Here is an 18,277-nt window from a genome sequence, read left to right on the forward strand (position 1 = left end):
CACGCGGAGCCGTGCCGGCCCACGTCGTCTCACTCCTCAGCCAGGCTCCCGGCTGCAGAACGCGGCCGTCCCCTGGTCGACCACCGTCATGGTGTGACGCCCGACGGCTGCTTCAGGACTTTTCCGGGGACGTCAGGTCGATGAGGCGGCAGACCGTCTCGATGTCGATCTTCACCTGGGCGATCGAGGCGCGGCCCGACAGCCAGGTGATCAGTGCCGAGTGCCAGGTGTGCTCGATGACGCGGACCGCCGACAGCTGCTCCGCGGTCGGCGGGTGCTCCAGGCCCATCGCGTCCAGGATGATCGCCGTGGTCAGGCGGGACACCGTGTCGACCTCGGGGCTCACGCTGCGGTCCGCGAAGGTCAGCGCCCGCACCATCGCGTCGGCCAGCTGCGGCTCCCGCTGGAGCGCGCGGAACGCGCGCATCAGGGTCTCCGCGACCCTGGCCGCCGGTTCGTCGCCGGCGGGAGGCCGCTTGCGCAGCGTGGTGTGCATGTGCTGGAGCTGGTCCTGCATGGTGGCGACCAGCAGGTGCACCTTGGACGGGAAGTAGCGGTAGAGGGTGCCCAGCGCCACACCCGCCGCCTCCGCGACCTCGCGCATCTGGACGGCGTCGAAACCGCCCCGGCTGGCCAGCTGGGCGCTCGCGTGCAGGATCCGGCGGCGGCGTGCCTCCTGGCGCTCCGTCAGGGGAGGCGACGCCGGTGTGGTGACGGCCTTCACTTCCGCACTCATGTGTCCCGTTCCGTGTCGTTGCGCGGGCTGTCTCCGGGCTGATCCGCAGCCAGCATGTCAGGCGCCGCGTCGTGGCGCGAATCACCTGCTCCACCTCTTACGGTGTGGTTTCCGGCCGGTAGATTCAATGCTCTTGGACGGATCAAGTCTGAAACTTGTTCTACATTATCCGAGCGGTTACGCTCCGGCGAAAGTGCAGTGAGAAGGGGGCCGAGAGTGACCGCTGAGGCCGTGGCGACGAGCCCTTTCGCGGGTCCCGCCGACGACGGCGAGCGTCCGCTGCGCATCGCCCTCCTCACCTATAAGGGGAACCCGTTCTGCGGCGGTCAGGGCGTCTACGTCCGGCACCTCTCGCGCGAGCTGGTCCGCCTCGGACACTCCGTCGAGGTCATCGGCGCACAGCCCTACCCGGTGCTCGACACGGGCGCCACGCTCACCGAGCTCCCGAGCCTCGACCTCTACCGCAGCCCCGATCCCTTCCGCACACCCAAGCGCGACGAGTACCGGGACTGGATCGACGCCCTCGAAGTCGCGACGATGTGGACCGGCGGCTTCCCCGAGCCGCTGACGTTCTCCCTGCGGGCCCGCCGCCATCTGCGGGCGCGTGCCGGCGAGTTCGACGTCGTCCACGACAACCAGACCCTCGGCTACGGCCTGCTCGGCGACGTCGGCGCGCCGCTGGTGACGACGATCCACCACCCCATCACCGTCGACCGCAAGCTCGACCTCGACGCCGCGCAGGGCCGCATGAAGCGGGCCTCCGTACGCCGCTGGTACGCCTTCACCCGCATGCAGGGCCGCGTGGCCCGCAAGCTGCCGTCCGTGCTGACCGTCTCCGGCTCCTCCAAGCAGGAGATCGCCGACCACCTCGGCGTCCGCGACGAGCGCATCCACGTCGTGCACATCGGCGCCGACACCGACCTGTGGTCGCCCGACGCGTCGGTGGCCGAGGTCCCCGGCCGCATCGTGACCACCTCCAGCGCCGACGTCCCCCTCAAGGGCCTCGTCTTCCTCGTCGAGGCGCTCGCGAAGCTGCGCACCGAGCGGCCCGACGCCCACCTCGTCGTCGTCGGCAAGCGCGCCGAGCAGGGCCCCGTCGCCCGCGCCATCGAGACGTACGGCCTCCAGGACGCCGTCCGCTTCGTGAAGGGCATCACCGACGCCGAGCTGGTCGACCTGGTGCGCAGCGCCGAGGTGGCGTGCGTGCCGTCGCTGTACGAGGGCTTCTCGCTCCCCGCGGCCGAGGCCATGGCCACCGGCACCCCGCTCGTCGCCACCACCGGCGGTGCGATCCCCGAGGTCGCCGGCCCCGACGGCGAGACCTGCCTCGCCGTACCTCCCGGCGACGCCGGCGCCCTGGCCGCCGCGCTGGGCCGGATGCTCGGCGACCCGCAGCTGCGGGCCCGCCTCGGCGCGGCCGGACGCGAACGGGTCCTGACCCGTTTCACCTGGGCCGCCGCCGCTGAGGGGACCGCCGCGCACTACCGTGCCGCCATCGAGCAGTCCCGGGTCGCCCGCAGCCGCCGCGCGCGGTGATCTTCCGCATCGTCCCCACCGTCCCCACCCCCGTACACCCCCGCGACCGCGAAGGCAGGACCCCGTGCTGACCGTCGATTTCTCCCGGTTCCCGCTCGCCGCAGGCGATCGTGTGCTCGACCTCGGCTGTGGCGCGGGCCGCCACGCCTTCGAGTGCTACCGGAGAGGCGCCCAGGTGGTCGCCGTCGACCGCAACGGCGAGGAGATCCGCGAGGTCGCCAAGTGGTTCGCCGCGATGAAGGAGGCCGGTGAGGCCCCGGCGGGCGCCACCGCCACCGCGATGGAGGGCGACGCCCTCGCGCTGCCCTTCCCCGACGACTCCTTCGACGTCGTCATCATCTCCGAGGTGATGGAGCACATCCACGACGACAAGGGCGTGCTCGCGGAGATGGTCCGCGTGCTCAAGCCCGGCGGGCGCATCGCCATAACCGTCCCGCGCTACGGCCCGGAGAAGATCTGCTGGGCGCTCTCCGACGCCTACCACGAGGTCGAGGGCGGCCACATCCGCATCTACAAGGCGGACGAGCTGCTCGGCGAGATGCGGGCCGCGGGCCTCAAGCCGTACGGCACGCACCACGCGCACGGGCTGCACTCCCCGTACTGGTGGCTCAAGTGCGCTTTCGGCGTGGACAACGACAAGGCGCTGCCGGTCAAGGCGTACCACAAGCTCCTGGTCTGGGACATCATGAAGAAGCCGCTCGCGACGCGGCTCGCGGAGCAGGCCCTCAACCCGCTCATCGGCAAGAGCTTCGTCGTGTACGCGACCAAGCCCCACCTGCCCGTCGGCGCGGCGCAGTGAGCTCGCCCGGGCGTACCGAACACCTGGTCCTGGACGGCGTACTGACCGCGGAGCAGGCCGCCCAGACGGTGGCGGGCATCCTCGCGGTGCAGCGCGCCGACGGCGCCATCCCGTGGTTCCGCGGTCACCACCTCGACCCGTGGGACCACACCGAGGCGGCGATGGCGCTGGACGCGGCCGGCGAGCACGAGGCCGCCGAGCGGGCGTACGAGTGGCTGGCGCGGCACCAGAACCAGGACGGTTCCTGGTACGCGGCCTACGCCGACCGGCCGGGCGGTGTGGACACCGCCGAGCCGCAGGACGCGAGCCGCGAGAGCAACTTCACCGCCTACATAGCCGTCGGTGTCTGGCACCACTACCTGTCGACCGGCGACGACACCTTCCTCGACCGCATGTGGCCGGCCGTCTACTCGGCCGTGGAGTGCGTCCTGTCGCTCCAGCAGCCGGGCGGCGAGATCGGCTGGAAGCGGGAGGCGGACGGGACACCGGTCACGGACGCGCTGCTGACCGGCTCGTCCTCCATCCACCAGGCGCTGCGCTGCGCGCTGGCCATCGCCGAGCACCGCGAGGAGCCGCAGCCGGACTGGGAGCTCGCGGCGGGCGCGCTGCGCCATGCGATACGCCGTCACCCCGAGCGGTTCCTGGACAAGGACCACTATTCGATGGACTGGTACTACCCGGTCCTCGGCGGTGCCCTGACCGGCGCGGAGGCCACGGCGCGGATCGAGAGCCGCTGGGACGAGTTCGTGGTCGCGGACCTGGGGGTGCGGTGCGTCCTGCCGAACCCGTGGGTGACGGGCGGCGAGTCCTGCGAGCTGGCGCTCGCGCTGTGGGCGACGGGGGAGTCGGACCGGGCGCTGGAGATCCTGCGGTCGATCGGGCACCTGCGCGCGGACAACGGCATGTACTGGACGGGGTACGTCTTCCAGGACGACGCGGTGTGGCCGGTGGAGCAGACGACGTGGACCGCCGGGTCGCTGCTGCTGGCCGTCGCGGCGCTGGGCGGGGACGAGGCCACCACCGAGGTGTTCGGCGGGGGTTCGCTCCCGGCCGGGCTGGAACCGGACTGCTGCGGCTGAGCCGGACCTGACGCGAAGAAGGGGCCCTTCCCGCCCGGTGGCGGGGAGGGCCTCCTCTTCGTGCCGGCGCGGGCGGGCACAGAGCGGCGCGGGCGCGGGGTGCGGGCGTCAGCGGCGGTAGAGCCAGCCGGCGACGGCGTGGCCGATCAGGACGTAGACGACGGCGGCCAGGCCGTAGCCGACGACGACCTGGATCCATTCACGGCTGAAGGTGAACAGGTCGTAGGACCAGCCGGCCAGCCAGCTCGCGGCGTCGTGGATGAAGTTGACGAGCTCGTTGCCCTGGTTGGCGTCCAGGAACCAGAGCAGGATCCACAAGGCGATCACGAAGGCAAGCACGTCCGCCACCAGAGCGACGGCCCGGCCTGCCTGACTGCTTCCTCGGGTGCGTACTCGCGTGTGTGTGGGCATGCTGCGCGTGTTGCCGCCCGGGCGCCTCGCAAACCCGAACGGGTCCGCCCGGTGGCGGGCCAGCGGGGCCGGGGTGAGGCTGCGGGAGACGCCTGAGTCCCCGGAGGAAACCGTGTCCGTGTCCGTACCCACGACCGTCCGATTCCGTCGCGCCCTCACGGCAGTGGTCCTGTCGACCGCGCTGCTGGCCGGTGCCACCGCCTGCGGCAGCAGTGGCGGCGGTACCCACCGGGAGGAACTGTCCGCCGCGTCGATGGGCGAGCTGGCCGCGCTCGCCGCGGCGGAGCCGGCGGCGGTGGAGGCCGACGAGCGGGCGGCCGTGACGCCGTCGCCGAGCACGTCGGCGGAGAAGCAGAAGTTCGCCAAGACGCGTTTCGTGGCCAACGCGTCGCTCGCGGCGGGCGCGACGTACCAGTGGATCGTCAAGCCGTACCGGGAGGGCAAGTTCAAGAAGGGCGCGAAGGGCCGGACCTTCGCGCTCATCAAGGCGGGCCTGGCGGGCGCGTTCGCGTACAACCGGCTCAAGGCGGCGGCCGACAACGCCAAGGGCGACCCGCTGCTGTCGAAGGCGGTCGCCCCGCTGACGGCGGGCATCGAGTCGCTGAAGGGGCTCGGCAGCAAGCTGCGCAAGGGCCAGGCGGGTGACGCCGACATCTCGTCCTTCGACGCCGTCATCAACGGCATCAAGGAGGCCGGCAAGAGCGCGGGCGCCGAGGTGACCAACAAGGTCCCGAGCGCCTCCCAGCTGGGCGGGTAGGGGGTGTCCTGCCGGTCGGGCCGGATCAGCGAGCCCGACCGGCAGGACACCCCCCTGGCCCCGGCCACCACCCGGTTCCGCGGCCGGGGGCGGCGTGAGCGCCCCTCGGCCGCGGGGCTGTTTCAATGGGGCGTGTGATCGAGTACGTGGTGCTGGCCGGTGGGGTCGTCGGGGTCGGGTGGCTGGTGCGGCGCAAGCATCGGGCGCGGGCGGGCGCCGCGCCCGTGCCGGGGATCCCGGGCATGGCGCGGCAGCCGGCCGGCCAGGGCCGCTGGCGGCCGGGACGGCTGTACGCCGAGGGCGGCGCGGCCCGCTGGGTCCCCGAGCGCGGGGAGGCCCTGGCACTGCCCGGCGGCCGGGCCACCGGGCTGCGGGTCCCCTCGATGAAGGAGGGGATCTCCATCAACCCGGGCTCGCGGATCGTGGCCTGTGTCTACGAGGGCGGCGGGACCATCGAGATCGCCGTGATGCCGCTGGACGTGCGCGAACTGCTGGAGGCCCTGCCGCGGGCGGAGTGAGCGCGTAGTGGTCTTCCGGCCGCAGCGGCGGCTGCCTCCCTCAGCTGTTGAGTTCCGCCAGGACGCGCAGGGTGTGCGGGTCCGGGGCCGTCACCAGGAGGTCCGTGACCGGGCCCTTGCGCCACAGTTCCAGCCGTTCCGCGATCCGCTCGCGCGGGCCGATCAGGGAGATCTCGTCGGCGAACGCGTCCGGCACGGCGAGTACCGCCTCCTCCTTGCGGCCCGCGAGGAAGAGCTGCTGGATGCGGCGGGCCTCCTCCTCGTAGCCCATCCGCGCCATCAGGTCGGCGTGGAAGTTGCGGGCCGCGTGGCCCATGCCGCCGATGTAGAAGCCGAGCATGGCCTTGACCGGGAGCAGGCCCTCGGCGACGTCGTCGCAGACGTGCGCCCGCGCCATCGGCGCGATCATGAAGCCCTCGGGGAGATCGGCCAGCGAGGCCCGGTAGGCGTCCGTGCGGGTCGGCGACCAGTACAGGGGCAGCCAGCCGTCCGCGATCCGGGTGGTCTGGGCGATGTTCTTCGGGCCCTCGGCGCCCAGCAGGACCGGGAGGTCCGCGCGCAGCGGGTGGGTGATGGGCTTGAGGGGTTTGCCGATGCCGGCTGCGTCCTCGCCCCGGTACGGGTGGCTGTGGAAGCGGCCGTCCAGGGCGACCGGGCCCTCGCGGCGCAGGACCTGGCGGATGACGTCGACGTACTCGCGGGTCGCGGTCAGCGGGCTCGCGGGGAAGGGGCGCCCGTACCAGCCCTCGACCACCTGGGGGCCGGACAGGCCCAGGCCCAGCATCATCCGGCCGCCGGAGAGGTGGTCCAGGGTCAGGGCGTGCATGGCGGTGGCGGTCGGGGTGCGGGCGGCCATCTGGGCGATGGCGGTGCCCAGGCGGATCCGTGAGGTGTGCGCGGCGATCCAGGTCAGCGGGGTGAAGGCGTCGGAGCCCCAGGCCTCGGCGGTCCATACGGAGTCATAGCCGAGCCTTTCGGCTTCGGTGGCGAGGTCGAGGTGGGCGGGACCGGGGCCGCGGCCCCAGTAGCCGAGTGCGAGTCCGAGGCGCATGGACGGTCCCTCCAGCCAAAACTGACGATGCGTCAGGCGACTGTAGGGCAACGGACCCCCGCCCGGAAGGGCGGGGGTCCGTCGGAGCCGGGCCGTCGGAGCCGGGCCGTCGGGGCCGGCCGCTCGTCCCGGCGGAAGCGCTGCTGCCCGGCCGGTCCGGACCGGGCCCGGCGGCCGCGGCCACCCCCGGCAGGCACAGTGTCGCGACGACGCCCAGCGCGGCGGCCAGAGCCGTACCACGCATGCGACTTGCTATGGCGTAGTTCCCCACCCGTAGTCAACTCATCGCATACGAGTGCTGGTTGGGGGCGATGCTGCTGACCCGTACCGACAGACCCGAACGCACGACGCCCCACCGGCGGGACCGGTGGGGCGTCGTGGTGGAGCGTGGTGGAGCAGCGTGGAACGCGGTGGGGTGCGGGACTCAGCCGCGCTGGATCCCCGAGGTGTCGCTCAGGATGCCGCGACGGCCGTCCTGCGTCTGCGCGACCAGGGCGGCGCCGCCGCGCTGCTCGACCGCCAGGTACCAGGTGCCCGGCGCGAGTTCGGCGATCTGCGTGGGCGAGCCGTCCTCGGCGAAGAGGGGACGGGCCACCGGCACCGCGAACCAGAACGGGCTGAAGTCCCCCGCCGGGGCCGGCGTCACCGCCGCCTGGTGGCCGGCGCCGGAGTCCTGCGGGCCGGGCGCCGGGGTCGGCGTACCCGTGCCACCGTACGGCGGGACCGGCTGCGGGGTGGAACCGTACGGCTGCTGCCCGCCCGGGTAGCCGTACCCGGCACCCGGCTGCGGCTGGCCGCCGTACGGCTGCGGGGCGGCGGGCCGGGCCTCCGGCACCAGCGAACCGGCGAGCGCCGGGACCTTCGCGCCGAACAGGGACACGCCCGCCAGGGCCAGCGTGGCGAGGAAGGCGATGACCGCGCCCGCGCCCAGGTCGAACGTGCTCGGGCAGGTGATCAGCGCCCACAGCGCGGACCAGGCGGCCGACACGGCGAGGACGGTCCCCCACGCCGCCAGCGGCAGGCCGGCGACCTTGCGGCTCTCCGGCTGGAAGCGGCCCGCGATCAGCAGGCCGGCGGCGATGAAGCCGAGCAGGAAGACGCTGGGGAGCACCAGGCGGTAGGCGTCGGTGTCCCAGGGGCTCGGGAGGTCGACGCCCGTGGTGGAGTAGAAATCGAGGAACGAGGCGATGAACAGCAGCGCCGCTGCTCCGATCACCACGCCGTCGCCTCGAGTGAGGGAGCGGATGTTCACGTCTTCGGTGTCCTTCTCGGTCTCGGTCGTCTCGTGGTGCCGCGGTCGCAGCGCAGATCGTGCCTGCAGCAGGGCGGGCGGCACCATGGTACGGATGTATCCCGCAACCGAGAGGATCGGGGCGGCGGGCGGCCCGGCGGGACGCCCGAGAGGGACTACCCGCCGAGGAAGCCGACGATGCCGTCCGCGATGCCCTGGGCCGCCTTCTGCCGCCACTCCGGACTCGTCAGCTGCGCCGCGTCCTTGGCGTCACGCATGTTGCCGCATTCGATGAACACCTTGGGGCGAGTTGACAGGTTCAGTCCGCCCAGATCGTCGCGGACCACCAATCCGGTACCGCCGCCGAGGTAGTTGGCGGGCGCCGAACCGGTGGTGCGGGCGAAGTTCCCGGCGATCCGTTCGCCGAGCTCGCGCGAGGGACCCACGATCTTCGCGGTGTCGGCGGCCCCGCTCTTGACCTTGGCCGGGAGGATGATGTGGAAGCCGCGGCTGCCGGCCGAGACGCCGTCGGCGTGGACGGACACGACGGCATCGGCGTTCGCCTCGTTGCCGATCCGGGCGCGCTCGGTGATGCAGGGCCCCCAGGCGCGGTCGCCCGCCTCGTGGGTGAGGACCACCTTCGCACCCTGCGCCTCCAGGGCCGTCCGCAGGCGCTTCGAGACGTCCATCGTGAACTCCGCCTCCATGTAGCCGGAGTTCGTGGTGGTCCCGGTGGTGTCGCACTCCTTGCGGTTGGTGCCGATGTCGACCTGCTGGTCGATCTCGTCGGTGTGCTTGAAGTTGCCGGTGTTGTGCCCGGGGTCGACGACCACGGTCTTCCCGGTCAGCGGACCCTTGGCGGGGACCGGGGCGGGGGCCGCCGCGGGCGTGCTCGCCTCCGTGCTCGGGCTCCCGCTCGGGGTGGAGCCCGGCTTGGCGTCCCGCTGGCCCGGCGACAGCGCCGAGTGCGAGGCGGGCTGCGGTGCCGGGCCCGGCAGGGTCTCGCCGGGCCCGGCCCCGGACAGTGCCTGGGTCAGGACCCAGCCCGCCAGACAGGCCGGGGCGAGGGCGGCGACCCCGACCACGAGCGTGGAGCGTCGGGTGAACCAGTGCCGGTCCGGATTCGCCGAGGAGCCGGACTCGGGGGGCGGGGGGCTGTCGTCGTAGCGCACGTCCGCGATGCTAGACCGCCACCCGGCGGCCCGGCCGGTACTGCGCCATCCGGGGGCGTGGTGCGCTTATATGAACGGTTGCGTGAGTGGTTGTATGCGCGGCTGCGTGAGCGGTCGCAGGAGCGGCGGGCCTGCGTCAGATGCCCGGGCCGGTGCGGCGCAGCACGCGCAGCGAGTCGGTCACGGAGACCTCCTCGAAGGCGCCGGAGGCGAGGGCGCGCAGGTAGATGCGGTACGGGGCCTGGCCGCCGTCCGCCGGGTCCGGGAACACGTCGTGGATGACGAGCGTGCCGCCCTCGGCCACGTGCGGGGCCCAGCCCTCGTAGTCGCCGGTCGCGTGCTCGTCGGTGTGGCCGCCGTCGATGAAGACGAAGCCGAGCCTGCCGCCCCAGGCTGCCGCGACCTGCGGGGAGCGGCCGACGACCGCGATCACGTGCTCCTCCAGCCCGGCCCTGTGCAGGGTGCGGCGGAAGGTGGGCAGGGTGTCCATCAGCCCGACCTCCGGGTCCACGACCGTCGGGTCGTGGTACTCCCAGCCCGGCTGCTGCTCCTCGCTGCCCCGGTGGTGGTCCACGGTGATCGCGGCCACGCCGGCCTCGCGGGCGGCGTCGGCCAGCAGGATCGTGGAGCGCCCGCAGTACGTGCCGACCTCCAGCAGCGGCAGCCCGAGCGCCCCGGCCGCCGCGGCGGCCTCGTACAGCGCGAGGCCCTCCCGTACGGGCATGAACCCCTTGGCGGCCTCGAAGGCGGCGAGGGTCTCCGGCTTGGGCGTGGCCATGTCGTTCCTCCTGCTGAGCTGCGTGTGGCGGCCCATGCTGCCCTACCGCCGGGTAGGGGTCCATGGCGGGGCCTCCGCAGCTGCGCGTGGATCAGCGGCCGAACAGCCGGGACAGTCCGCCGCCCGGCCCGCCGGAGCCGTCCGCGCGCCGTTGTTCCCGTACGGCTCGCCGGAATTCCGACCGGGTGTCGGAGACCTCCTGGGCCAGCCGCTGGGAGCCGCTCAGGAACGGGAGCCGGTGCAGCAGCAGGTCCATGTGCGCCAGCGCGCTCACGGGATCGCCCGCCTCGCCGATGCTGCGCAGGACGCGATGGGCCACCTCGGGATCGCCGTACCCGGCCAGCTCCGCCAGGTCCGGGAAGAGCCGCCAGTACAGCTGGGCGGCGCCCGCGCAGTCTCCGACCAGCCAGGCATCGTGCGCCAGCCGACGCCGCACGTCGAGCAGGACGGGACTGTCGGCGGTCAACGCCCACTCCAGGTCGGGCAGCAGTGGCCCCAGCCAGGCACGTTCGCTCTCCGCCCGCTCCCGGGTGCGGGCATCCCACTGGCCGTCGCGGTCGCGGGAGCCCCGGTGCATGGCCGAGGCCAGGTGATAGCGGGCGGTCAGGGTGACGAGTCCGTGCGCGCCGAACACCCTCCCGGCCTGCGCGATGAGCTCACGCAGCTCCTCCTCGTGGCGGCGGCCGTCACCGGGCCCGAAGGCCGCGGCCTCGCCGACGCAGGTCGCGCGGGCGGTGATCGTGTCCGGATGCTCCAGGCCCAGGACCCGCACCATGCGCGGCAGGACGCGCTCCAGGTCGGTCGCGGACTGCCGGCGGACCCGCACCGCCCGGTGGTAGGAGGCGCGGACCGTGAGGGGGTCCTGAGCGCCCAGTTCCTCGGTCAGGTCGTCGACCAGCATGGCGAGCCGGTCGACGACGTCCGCGGGGGAGTCCTCCAGCAGCTGCGTCAGCCGACGGTCCAGCATCACGCGGACCGCGCCGTCGGCGGCCGTGTGCACGGAGGGGGCGTACGAGGGCGGCGGCGGGTACGGCGAAGCCGCAGCCGCAGGCTGTACGGGGCCCTCGGGCCACGGGCCGCGGGCGATCTCGGCAAGCCGGCGGGAGACCTCCGCCGCGTCCGCGGGCCGATCACGGGGGTCCTTCGCGAGCAGGTCCCCCACGAGGGAGTCCAGGGCNNNGGGCTGCCGTGAGGTGCTGGGCGAGGAGCTCGTGCAGTTCGACTGCGGCGAACGGCCGGGTGCCGGTCAGCAGCTCCATGAGCACGCACCCGAGGGCGTACAGGTCGGCCCGGCCGTCGACGGGCGAACCGTCGGCCCCGCCGGTCCAGCGCTCGGGGGCCATGTACGGGAACGAGCCGATGAGCATCCCGGTGCCGGTCAGATCCGTACCGCCCCCGCCCCCGTCCCTGGCCCCGCCTCCGGCCTTGGCGATCCCGAAGTCGAGAACCTTCACCGCGCCGCTCCCGGTGACCATCACGTTGGCGGGCTTCACGTCCCGGTGGACGATCCCGGCGGAGTGGGCCGCCCCGAGCGCGTCCGCGATCCGCCCGGCCCACTCCAGGGCGTCCGCGAGCGGCGGCACCCCGTCCGCCAGGACCTCGGCGAGGCTGCGGCCGCGCAGCAGCTCCATGACGAGGAAGACGGCATCGCGCCCGTCGCGCTCGATACGGCCGAAATCGTGGACGGTGGCGATGTTGGGGTGTGCGAGGTTACCGGCGAGGCTGGCCTCCCGCTCGAAGCGGCGGGCCTCCTCGGGCGTCTGCGGATAGCCGATCTTGACGGCGACCCGCCGCCCCACCCGTCCGTCCTCGGCCTGCCACACCTCGCCGAAGCCGCCCCGGCCGAGCAACTCCTCCAGTGCGTACCGGTTTTCGATCAGTTCCCCCACGTGCGCATTATCGCCGACGACCGTCCCGGTCTGCCGAATCGGTCACCGGAAGGTGCGCGGATGGCTACGCTCGGCCACGGAACCGGCAACTGGCTTGGGGGTGACCGTCCATGGTCGGCGTGCGTGATCTCGATCCCAGCGCCTCACCGCTGGACTACTACGGATCCGAACTGCGCCGCCTGAGAGAGGAGGCCGGCCTCAACCAGGCGCAGCTCGGCAGCATCGTCTTCTGCACGGGCTCGCTGATCGGCCAGATCGAGACCACGCGGCGGGTCCCGACACGGGACTTCTCGGAACGGGTGGACGCGGCGCTCGGCACGGGCGGGGTGTTCTCGCGGCTGGTGGGGCTGGTGCTGCGGCACCAGCTGCCGACGTGGTTCCAGCCGTACGCGGAGATGGAGGCGCGGGCCGCGTACATCTCCACCTTCCAGGCGCAGTTGGTCTACGGGCTGCTGCAGACGGAGGAGTACGCGCGGGCGGTGCTGGGTGTGCCGACCGGAGGAGACCTTGATGCGAACGTGGCCGCCCGACTGGAACGGCAGCGGATCCTGGACCGCGAGAACCCGCCACTGGTGTGGGTCGTGTTGAGCGAGGCCGTCCTGCATCAGGAGATCGGCGGCCGGGACGTCATGCGGAACCAGCTCGCCCACTTGCTGGACCTGCGGAGGCGGGAGTGGGTGCAGGTGCAGATTCTGCCCTTCGAGGCGGGTGCCCACGTGGGCCTCGACGGCTCGTTCACCCTGCTGCGCTTCGACGACAACCCTGACGTCCTCTACACCGAGGACTTCGTGCAGGGCCATATGACGCCCAATCCACAAGCCCTCAGGGAAGGTTGGCTCCGATACGATCATCTGCAGGCTGCCGCGCTCTCCGCGGAGGACTCTGCGGCGCTGATCGCCCGCGTATTGGAGGAGCGCTATGGACATCAGCCAGCACCTGACGGGTGCGAAGTGGCGTAAGTCCTCGTACAGCGGTACCACCGGCGGGGAGTGCGTCGAGTGCGCCCCGCTCGGCACCCTGGCCTGGCGCAAGTCTTCGTACAGCGGTGACACCGGCGGGGAGTGCCTCGAGGTGGCCGCGCAGCCCTGCCTCGTCGCCGTGCGGGACTCCAAGAACCCGGGCGGGCCCGTGCTCACCGTCCGCCCCGCGGCTTTCGCCGCGTTCGTGAGGGCCGCCTCTGTATGATCCGCTCCCGACCCGGGGGAGAGGGAGCAGGGGCATGGAGCAGGTAGGGCCGGGGGGCCCGACGCACGTGGGGCCGTTCGAGGTCGTCGGCGTGCTCGGGCAGGGCGGGATGGGCCGGGTGCTGCTGGCGGCCGGCCAGGACGGGCGGCTCGTCGCCGTCAAGCAGGTCCTTGCGCAGTTCGCCGACGACGAGGGCTTCCGGGCGCGTTTCCGTCGTGAGGTCACCGCCTCGCGCAAGGTGTCGGGCGCCTACACGGCCGCCGTGATCGACGCCGATCCGGACGCGCCCACGCCCTGGCTGGCCTCGGTCTTCGTCCCCGGACCCTCCCTCGGGGCCGTGGTCAAGGCGGTCGGGGTGCTGCCGGAGGACGTCGTACGCCGCCTCGCCGCGGGCCTGACCTCCGCTCTGGCCGAGATCCACCGGGCCGGGCTCGTCCACCGGGACCTCAAGCCCGACAACGTGCTCCTCGCCGAGGACGGCGTCCGCGTCATCGACCTCGGCATCGCGCGGGCCACGGAGGACGAGGCGGAGGGGGAGGCCGGGCTGACGCGTACGGGGTTCGTCGTCGGATCGCCCGCGTACATGTCGCCCGAGCAGGCGGAGGGGCATCCGCTCACGCCCGCCAGCGACGTCTTCTCCCTCGGTTCCGTGCTGGTCATGGCGCTGACGGGCCGCAGCCCCTTCGCCGGTACCTCCACGCTCAAGACGCTGTACGAGGTGGCGCACGGCGAGCCGGACCTCAGCGCGGTCCCGGCGGGGCTGCGCGACCTCGTCGCGTGCTGCCTGGCCAAGGACCCGGCGGCCAGGCCGTCCCCGGCGGAGCTGCGCGAGCTGATCGGCCCGGTGACCCCGTCGGGACGGCAGTGGCCGCCGGCCGTGTACGAGATGCTCGGCGCGCAGCGGACCCGGATCGACGGGCTGCTGGAGGGCCGTCAGGCGGCCGCCGCCCCGGAACCGGAGCGGGAGACGGAGTCGGAGCCCGCATCGGCGTCGCAGCCCGTGCCCGTGCCCCTGCCCGCGCCGGCCACGCAGGGCACCCCGATGCCCGTCCCGCAGGCGCCTCCGCAGCCGACCGCGCCGCCCGACACCGGCCGCCCCGAGCGTCCGCGGCGGGGCCGACGCAGGGTCGCGGCCTGGGTGGCGGCCGGTGCGCTCCTCGTGGCCGGTACCGGTACCGCGCTGTACGTACGGGACCGGATGAACACGCCCGTCGCCTACACGGCCGTGCCCCGCTGCCAGGAGGCGCGCGAGAAGCTGCCGCTGGACCTGCGGCCGTCGACGGCGGACACCCGGTCCGAGACGGCCGACGGTGTGCAGGCGGGCTGCAACGGCGGCGGCGACACCGCCGCGTCGCCGACCGCCCTGGTCCGGTGGAACCTGAGCCTCGGCGGTGACGCGGATGCCGACGCGGCCGCGCAGAAGCGGCTGTTCCAGTCGGAGGGGGCCGGTCAGCGCACGGCGTCCCGTCTGGGGTTCGGCACCGAGGCCTACTGGGGGTCGGCCGGTGCCGGCTGGACCTGCGTCCTGGGCGTGAGAGAGGGCAATCTCTCCGTCTGGGTGAGCCTCCGGGCGAAGCCGTACACCAAGGGCGCCTGCGAGGCCAAGGCGAAGGCCGCCGCCCGCGCCGCGCTGAGGGCTGCGACGCGCCGCTGACCCACGCCGGCCTACGACGCTGACCCACGCCGGCCCACGACGCCCGGCCATCGGTCCCGCCCTGCCGTGAACAACACCTTCGTCTGACCTTCCGTCAGATTGCAACGTGTTCTAGTCTGCCGCGCATGGGCATCGGAATCACGCAGGAGCAATGGGAGTTGGCCGAGGCGGTGCGCGGCTGGGTGGCGCGCGTCGTGCCTCCCGAAGAGGTGCGCAAGCTGCTCGACTCCCCGCCGCGGACCGGGGTGCGGCCCGGGTACTGGGACGCGCTGGCGGAGTCCGGACTGCTGGAGCCGCACCTGGAGGGCGGCACCCTGCTCGACCTGGCCGTCGTCGTCGAGGAGGCGGCCCGGGCCATGCTGCCCGGCGCCTACCTGCCGAGCGCGCTGGCCTCCGTACTGCTGGACCGGGCCGGGGCCGAGCCGCTCGCCGGCCGGGTCGGGGCGGTCGCGCTGGGGCCGGGGACCCTGACCGCCGTGGCCACCGAGGGCGGCGGGCACCTGCTCGACGGTCTCGCGCCGCCGGTGCTCGGCGCGGGCGAGGCCGACCTTGTGCTGCTTGCCGCGGAGGCCGCGCACGGGACCCGCTGGTTCGCCGTGGACGCCGCCGCGCTGGACATCCGTACACACGAGAGCGCCGACCCGACCCGGCCCACCGCCGAGGTGCGGGCCCGCGGCGCGGTCGTCCCCGCGGGCCGGCTGCTGGAGCTGGACGCCGCCCTCGTCCGCGACCTCGCCTGCGTGCTCTTCGCCGCCGACGCATGCGGCACCGCCGCCCGGGCCCTGCACACGGCGGCCGGATACGCCAAGGTGCGCGAGCAGTTCGGCCGGCCCATCGGGCAGTTCCAGGGCGTCAAGCACCTGTGCGCCGACATGCTCGTACGGCTGGAGCAGGCCCGGGCGCTGGCCTGGGACGCGGCTGGGGCCATGGACGAGCCCGCCGACGTGCGCTCGCTCGTGGCGGCCCTCGCCGCCGGGACCGCCCTGGACGCCGCGTACTCCTGCGCCAAGGACTGCATCCAGATCCTCGGCGGGATCGGCTTCACCTGGGAGCACGACGCCCACATCCACCTGCGGCGGGCGATCGTCGCCCGCCAGCTGCTCGGTCCCGGCGACGGGCACCGCGTACGGGCCGTGCGGTACGCGGCGGGCGGGGCGCGGCGCGAGCTGCGCCTGGAGCTGCCGGCGCAGGCCGAGGAGCACCGTGCGAAGGCCCGCGCCGTCATCGGGGACGCGCGCGGACTCGACCCGGCCGCCGCCCGGCGGATCCTGGCCCCCACCGGCTACGCGGCCCCCTACCTGCCGCCGCCCTACGGGCTCGGGGCCGGGCCCGTCGAGCAGCTCGTCGTCCAGCAGGAGCTCGCGGCGGCCGGGGTCAGGATCTCCGACCTCGGCATCGCCACCTGGATCGTGCCCTCCCTGCTGGCCTACGGGACGCAGGCACAGCGCGACGCCTACGTACTCCCCACCCTGCGCGGGGAGATCGCCTGGTGCCAGCTCTTCTCCGAGCCGGACGCGGGCTCCGACCTGGCCTCGCTGCGGACCCGGGCCGAGCGGCGGGAGGACGGCTCCTGGCTGGTCAACGGGCAGAAGGTGTGGACGAGTTCCGCGCACACCGCCGACTTCGGGATCCTGCTGGCCCGGACCGATCCGGCGGCGCCCAAGCACAAGGGGCTCGGCTACTTCGTCGTCGACATGAAGAACACCCCCGGCATCGACGTCCGGCCGCTGAAGGAGATCACCGGCGAGTCCCTTTTCAACGAGGTGTACCTCGACGACGTCGAGCTCCCGGCGGACGCGCTGGTCGGCGCCGCCGACGGCGGCTGGCAGGTGGCCCGCAACACCCTCGGCAACGAACGGGTGCACATGGCCGACCGGATGACCTTCGACACCGGACTGGAGGCCCTCCTCGCGCGCGCCGCCGACCTCGACGGCGCCCATCGGGCCCGGATCGGCGCGCTGGCCGCCGAGGCGCACGCCCTGGCCTGCATCGGGCTGCGCACCACGCTCCAGCAGGTGTCGGGGCTGGAGCCGGGCGCGGGCGCGTCCATTCGCAAACTCGTCCAGACCCCGCACCAGCAGCGGACCGCCGAGCTCGCGCTCGAACTGCTGGGGCCGGCGGGCGCGGTGCGGGAGGGGGCGGGGGAGCGGGCGGTGCACGGGATGCTCATGTCCCGCTGCCTGACCATCGCCGGGGGCACCACGCAGGTCCAGCTCAACGTCGTCGCCGAGCGGATTCTCGGCCTCCCGAGGGACTGAAGGGACACCAGGGGCATGAAGTCGTACATCGTGGGCGTGGGCATGACGAAGTTCGAGAAGCCCGAGTCTCGGGACTGGCAGTACTGGGACATGGCGAAGGAGGCCGGGTCCGCGGCCCTCGCGGACGCGGGCGTGGACTACGCACTGGTGCAGCAGGTACCGGTCGGCTACTGCTTCCAGGCCTCCACCGCCGGCCAGCGCGCGGCATACGAGCTGGGGCTGAGCGGGGTGCCGGTCTACAACGTCAACAACAACTGCGCGACGGGGTCGACGGCACTGATGATGGCGCGGCAGTTCGTGGAGGGCGGGCTGAGCGACTGCGTACTGGCGCTGGGCTTCGAGAAGATGAAGCGGGGCGCGCTGGGCGGCGGAGCCGCTGATGAATCCTTCAAGACCTCGCCGGTGGCCCGGCACTACGGGATCATGGCGGCGGGGCACGGCTTCGAGATGTCCCCGCCCACGGCGCAGATCTTCGGCAACGCGGCGCGAGAGCACATGGAGCGCCACGGGACCACGCCCGCGCAGCTGGCGGCGGTCGGCGCGAAGAACCACCGGCACTCGGCGGACAACCCGAACGCGCAGTTCCAGGACGTGTACACGGTGGAGGAGATCCTCGCGGCGAAGGAGATCCACGCACCGCTGACCAAGCTCCAGTGCTCGCCGACCTCGGACGGCGCGGCGGCGGCCCTGGTGGTGTCCGAGCGGTTCCTGGTCGCGCACGGGCTGCACGACAAGGCGGTGGAGATCGTCGGACAGGCGATGGCGACGGACACGGAGGAGTCCTTCGCGTCCGGCTCCTGCATCGACGTGGTCGGCAAGCCGATGACGGCCGCTGCGGCGCGGCAGGCGTACGAGGCGTCCGGGCTCGGCATCGAGGACGTGGACGTGGTGGAGCTGCACGACTGCTTCTCGATCAACGAGCTGCTGACGTACGAGGCGCTGGGCATGTGCGAGGACGGTGCCGCGGGCAAGCTGGTGGAGAGCGGGGCCACGACGTACGGGGGGCGGTGGGTGGTGAACCCCTCGGGCGGGCTCATCTCCAAGGGCCACCCGCTGGGGGCGACCGGCCTCGCCCAGGCCGCGGAACTGGTCTGGCAACTGCGGGGCGAGGCGGGACCGCGGCAGGTGCCGGGGGCCCGCGTGGGCCTGGCCCACAACATCGGCCTGGGCGGCGCGGCGGTGGTGACGATGCTGCAGCGGGGATGAGCCTTCGGGTCGCGCGT

The 18,277-nt window shown here is 73.3% G+C and carries 17 protein-coding genes and 1 pseudogene; 10 read left to right on the forward strand and 8 right to left on the reverse strand.

The features are described from left to right. Positions 1-112 precede the first annotated feature (112 nt). Positions 113-736 (reverse strand): TetR family transcriptional regulator, encoded by a 624-nt coding sequence (locus AAT21_RS02745; protein WP_030852348.1) that lies wholly within the window; start codon positions 734-736, stop codon positions 113-115. Between the two features lie 216 nt (positions 737-952). Between AAT21_RS02745 and AAT21_RS02750 the strand changes: the two genes are divergently transcribed. The 3 genes from AAT21_RS02750 to AAT21_RS02760 all read left to right on the forward strand — a co-directional run bounded on the left by AAT21_RS02750 (position 953) and on the right by AAT21_RS02760 (position 4,150). After that, a complete protein-coding gene (locus AAT21_RS02750) occupies positions 953-2,272 on the forward strand; it encodes a glycosyltransferase family 4 protein (protein WP_046775068.1) in 1,320 nt (439 codons plus the stop codon). 64 nt (positions 2,273-2,336) lie between these two features. After that, positions 2,337-3,071, forward strand: coding sequence for a class I SAM-dependent methyltransferase (locus AAT21_RS02755; RefSeq protein WP_046775069.1), 735 nt, complete (start codon positions 2,337-2,339; stop codon positions 3,069-3,071). Beyond that, the gene (locus tag AAT21_RS02760) at positions 3,068-4,150 is read left to right on the forward strand and encodes a prenyltransferase/squalene oxidase repeat-containing protein (protein WP_046775070.1); all 1,083 of its coding nucleotides are present in this window, start codon (positions 3,068-3,070) and stop codon (positions 4,148-4,150) included. Before AAT21_RS02755 ends, AAT21_RS02760 begins: the two co-directional genes overlap by 4 nt. A gap of 108 nt (positions 4,151-4,258) precedes the next feature. Here the strand turns inward: AAT21_RS02760 and AAT21_RS02765 are convergent, their stop codons facing one another. Then, positions 4,259-4,561 (reverse strand): hypothetical protein, encoded by a 303-nt coding sequence (locus AAT21_RS02765; protein WP_079025449.1) that lies wholly within the window; start codon positions 4,559-4,561, stop codon positions 4,259-4,261. 118 nt (positions 4,562-4,679) lie between these two features. Here AAT21_RS02765 and AAT21_RS02770 point away from each other — a divergent pair, with 118 nt between their 5' ends. Both AAT21_RS02770 and AAT21_RS34315 read left to right on the forward strand, forming a co-directional pair. Further along, the gene (locus AAT21_RS02770; RefSeq protein WP_046775551.1) at positions 4,680-5,318 is read left to right on the forward strand and encodes a hypothetical protein; all 639 of its coding nucleotides are present in this window, start codon (positions 4,680-4,682) and stop codon (positions 5,316-5,318) included. A 134-nt stretch (positions 5,319-5,452) separates the two neighbouring features. Continuing rightward, positions 5,453-5,836, forward strand: a complete 384-nt coding sequence (locus AAT21_RS34315; protein ID WP_157879611.1) for a hypothetical protein — start codon at positions 5,453-5,455, stop codon at positions 5,834-5,836. 40 nt (positions 5,837-5,876) lie between these two features. On the opposite strand, the gene AAT21_RS02780 is transcribed toward AAT21_RS34315, so the two are convergent. The 6 genes and pseudogenes from AAT21_RS02780 to AAT21_RS39955 form a co-directional block, all read right to left on the reverse strand. Beyond that, entirely contained in the window at positions 5,877-6,887 is a 1,011-nt protein-coding gene (locus AAT21_RS02780; RefSeq protein ID WP_046775072.1) for an LLM class F420-dependent oxidoreductase, read from the reverse strand. A gap of 424 nt (positions 6,888-7,311) precedes the next feature. Continuing rightward, positions 7,312-8,139: a membrane protein gene (locus tag AAT21_RS02785; RefSeq protein ID WP_046775553.1), complete on the reverse strand. Its 828-nt coding sequence runs from the start codon at positions 8,137-8,139 to the stop codon at positions 7,312-7,314. 155 nt (positions 8,140-8,294) lie between these two features. Next, a complete protein-coding gene (locus AAT21_RS02790) occupies positions 8,295-9,290 on the reverse strand; it encodes an N-acetylmuramoyl-L-alanine amidase (protein ID WP_046775073.1) in 996 nt (331 codons plus the stop codon). 136 nt (positions 9,291-9,426) lie between these two features. Then, the gene (locus AAT21_RS02795) at positions 9,427-10,068 is read right to left on the reverse strand and encodes a class I SAM-dependent methyltransferase (protein ID WP_046775074.1); all 642 of its coding nucleotides are present in this window, start codon (positions 10,066-10,068) and stop codon (positions 9,427-9,429) included. 91 nt (positions 10,069-10,159) lie between these two features. Further along, positions 10,160-11,245: serine/threonine-protein kinase (locus AAT21_RS02800; RefSeq protein ID WP_459543211.1), on the reverse strand; the 1,086-nt coding region annotated here is incomplete at its 5' end. Between the two features lie 3 nt (positions 11,246-11,248). After that, positions 11,249-11,957, reverse strand: a pseudogene (locus tag AAT21_RS39955) (serine/threonine-protein kinase); the annotation flags it as partial. 110 nt (positions 11,958-12,067) lie between these two features. On the opposite strand from AAT21_RS39955, the gene AAT21_RS02810 reads away from it, so the two are divergent. The 5 genes from AAT21_RS02810 to AAT21_RS02830 all read left to right on the forward strand — a co-directional run bounded on the left by AAT21_RS02810 (position 12,068) and on the right by AAT21_RS02830 (position 18,260). Next, positions 12,068-12,916, forward strand: coding sequence for a helix-turn-helix domain-containing protein (locus AAT21_RS02810; protein WP_046775076.1), 849 nt, complete (start codon positions 12,068-12,070; stop codon positions 12,914-12,916). Continuing rightward, a complete protein-coding gene (locus tag AAT21_RS02815; RefSeq protein ID WP_079025450.1) occupies positions 12,876-13,142 on the forward strand; it encodes a DUF397 domain-containing protein in 267 nt (88 codons plus the stop codon). The genes AAT21_RS02810 and AAT21_RS02815 overlap by 41 nt, the downstream gene beginning before the upstream one ends. Before the next feature lie 34 nt (positions 13,143-13,176). Then, positions 13,177-14,796: a serine/threonine-protein kinase gene (locus AAT21_RS02820; RefSeq protein WP_046775077.1), complete on the forward strand. Its 1,620-nt coding sequence runs from the start codon at positions 13,177-13,179 to the stop codon at positions 14,794-14,796. A 125-nt stretch (positions 14,797-14,921) separates the two neighbouring features. Beyond that, on the forward strand, positions 14,922-17,054 hold the full coding sequence (locus AAT21_RS02825) for an acyl-CoA dehydrogenase (protein ID WP_046775078.1): 2,133 nt from the start codon (positions 14,922-14,924) through the stop codon (positions 17,052-17,054). Between the two features lie 15 nt (positions 17,055-17,069). Continuing rightward, positions 17,070-18,260, forward strand: a complete 1,191-nt coding sequence (locus AAT21_RS02830; protein ID WP_046775079.1) for a lipid-transfer protein — start codon at positions 17,070-17,072, stop codon at positions 18,258-18,260. Positions 18,261-18,277 lie beyond the last annotated feature (17 nt).

The sequence above is a fragment of the Streptomyces yangpuensis genome (assembly GCF_001005295.1).
GTDB lineage: Bacteria > Actinomycetota > Actinomycetes > Streptomycetales > Streptomycetaceae > Streptomyces > Streptomyces yangpuensis.

Coding starts and splice junctions, on each gene's coding strand:
- AAT21_RS02745 (WP_030852348.1), bottom strand. CDS start 736: ATGAGTGCGGAAGTGAAGGCCGTCACCACACCGGCGTCGCCTCCCCTG.
- AAT21_RS02815 (WP_079025450.1), top strand. CDS start 12,876: ATGGACATCAGCCAGCACCTGACGGGTGCGAAGTGGCGTAAGTCCTCG.
- AAT21_RS02820 (WP_046775077.1), top strand. CDS start 13,177: ATGGAGCAGGTAGGGCCGGGGGGCCCGACGCACGTGGGGCCGTTCGAG.
- AAT21_RS02810 (WP_046775076.1), top strand. CDS start 12,068: ATGGTCGGCGTGCGTGATCTCGATCCCAGCGCCTCACCGCTGGACTAC.
- AAT21_RS02830 (WP_046775079.1), top strand. CDS start 17,070: ATGAAGTCGTACATCGTGGGCGTGGGCATGACGAAGTTCGAGAAGCCC.
- AAT21_RS02825 (WP_046775078.1), top strand. CDS start 14,922: ATGGGCATCGGAATCACGCAGGAGCAATGGGAGTTGGCCGAGGCGGTG.
- AAT21_RS02780 (WP_046775072.1), bottom strand. CDS start 6,887: ATGCGCCTCGGACTCGCACTCGGCTACTGGGGCCGCGGCCCCGGTCCC.
- AAT21_RS02795 (WP_046775074.1), bottom strand. CDS start 10,068: ATGGCCACGCCCAAGCCGGAGACCCTCGCCGCCTTCGAGGCCGCCAAG.
- AAT21_RS02765 (WP_079025449.1), bottom strand. CDS start 4,561: ATGCCCACACACACGCGAGTACGCACCCGAGGAAGCAGTCAGGCAGGC.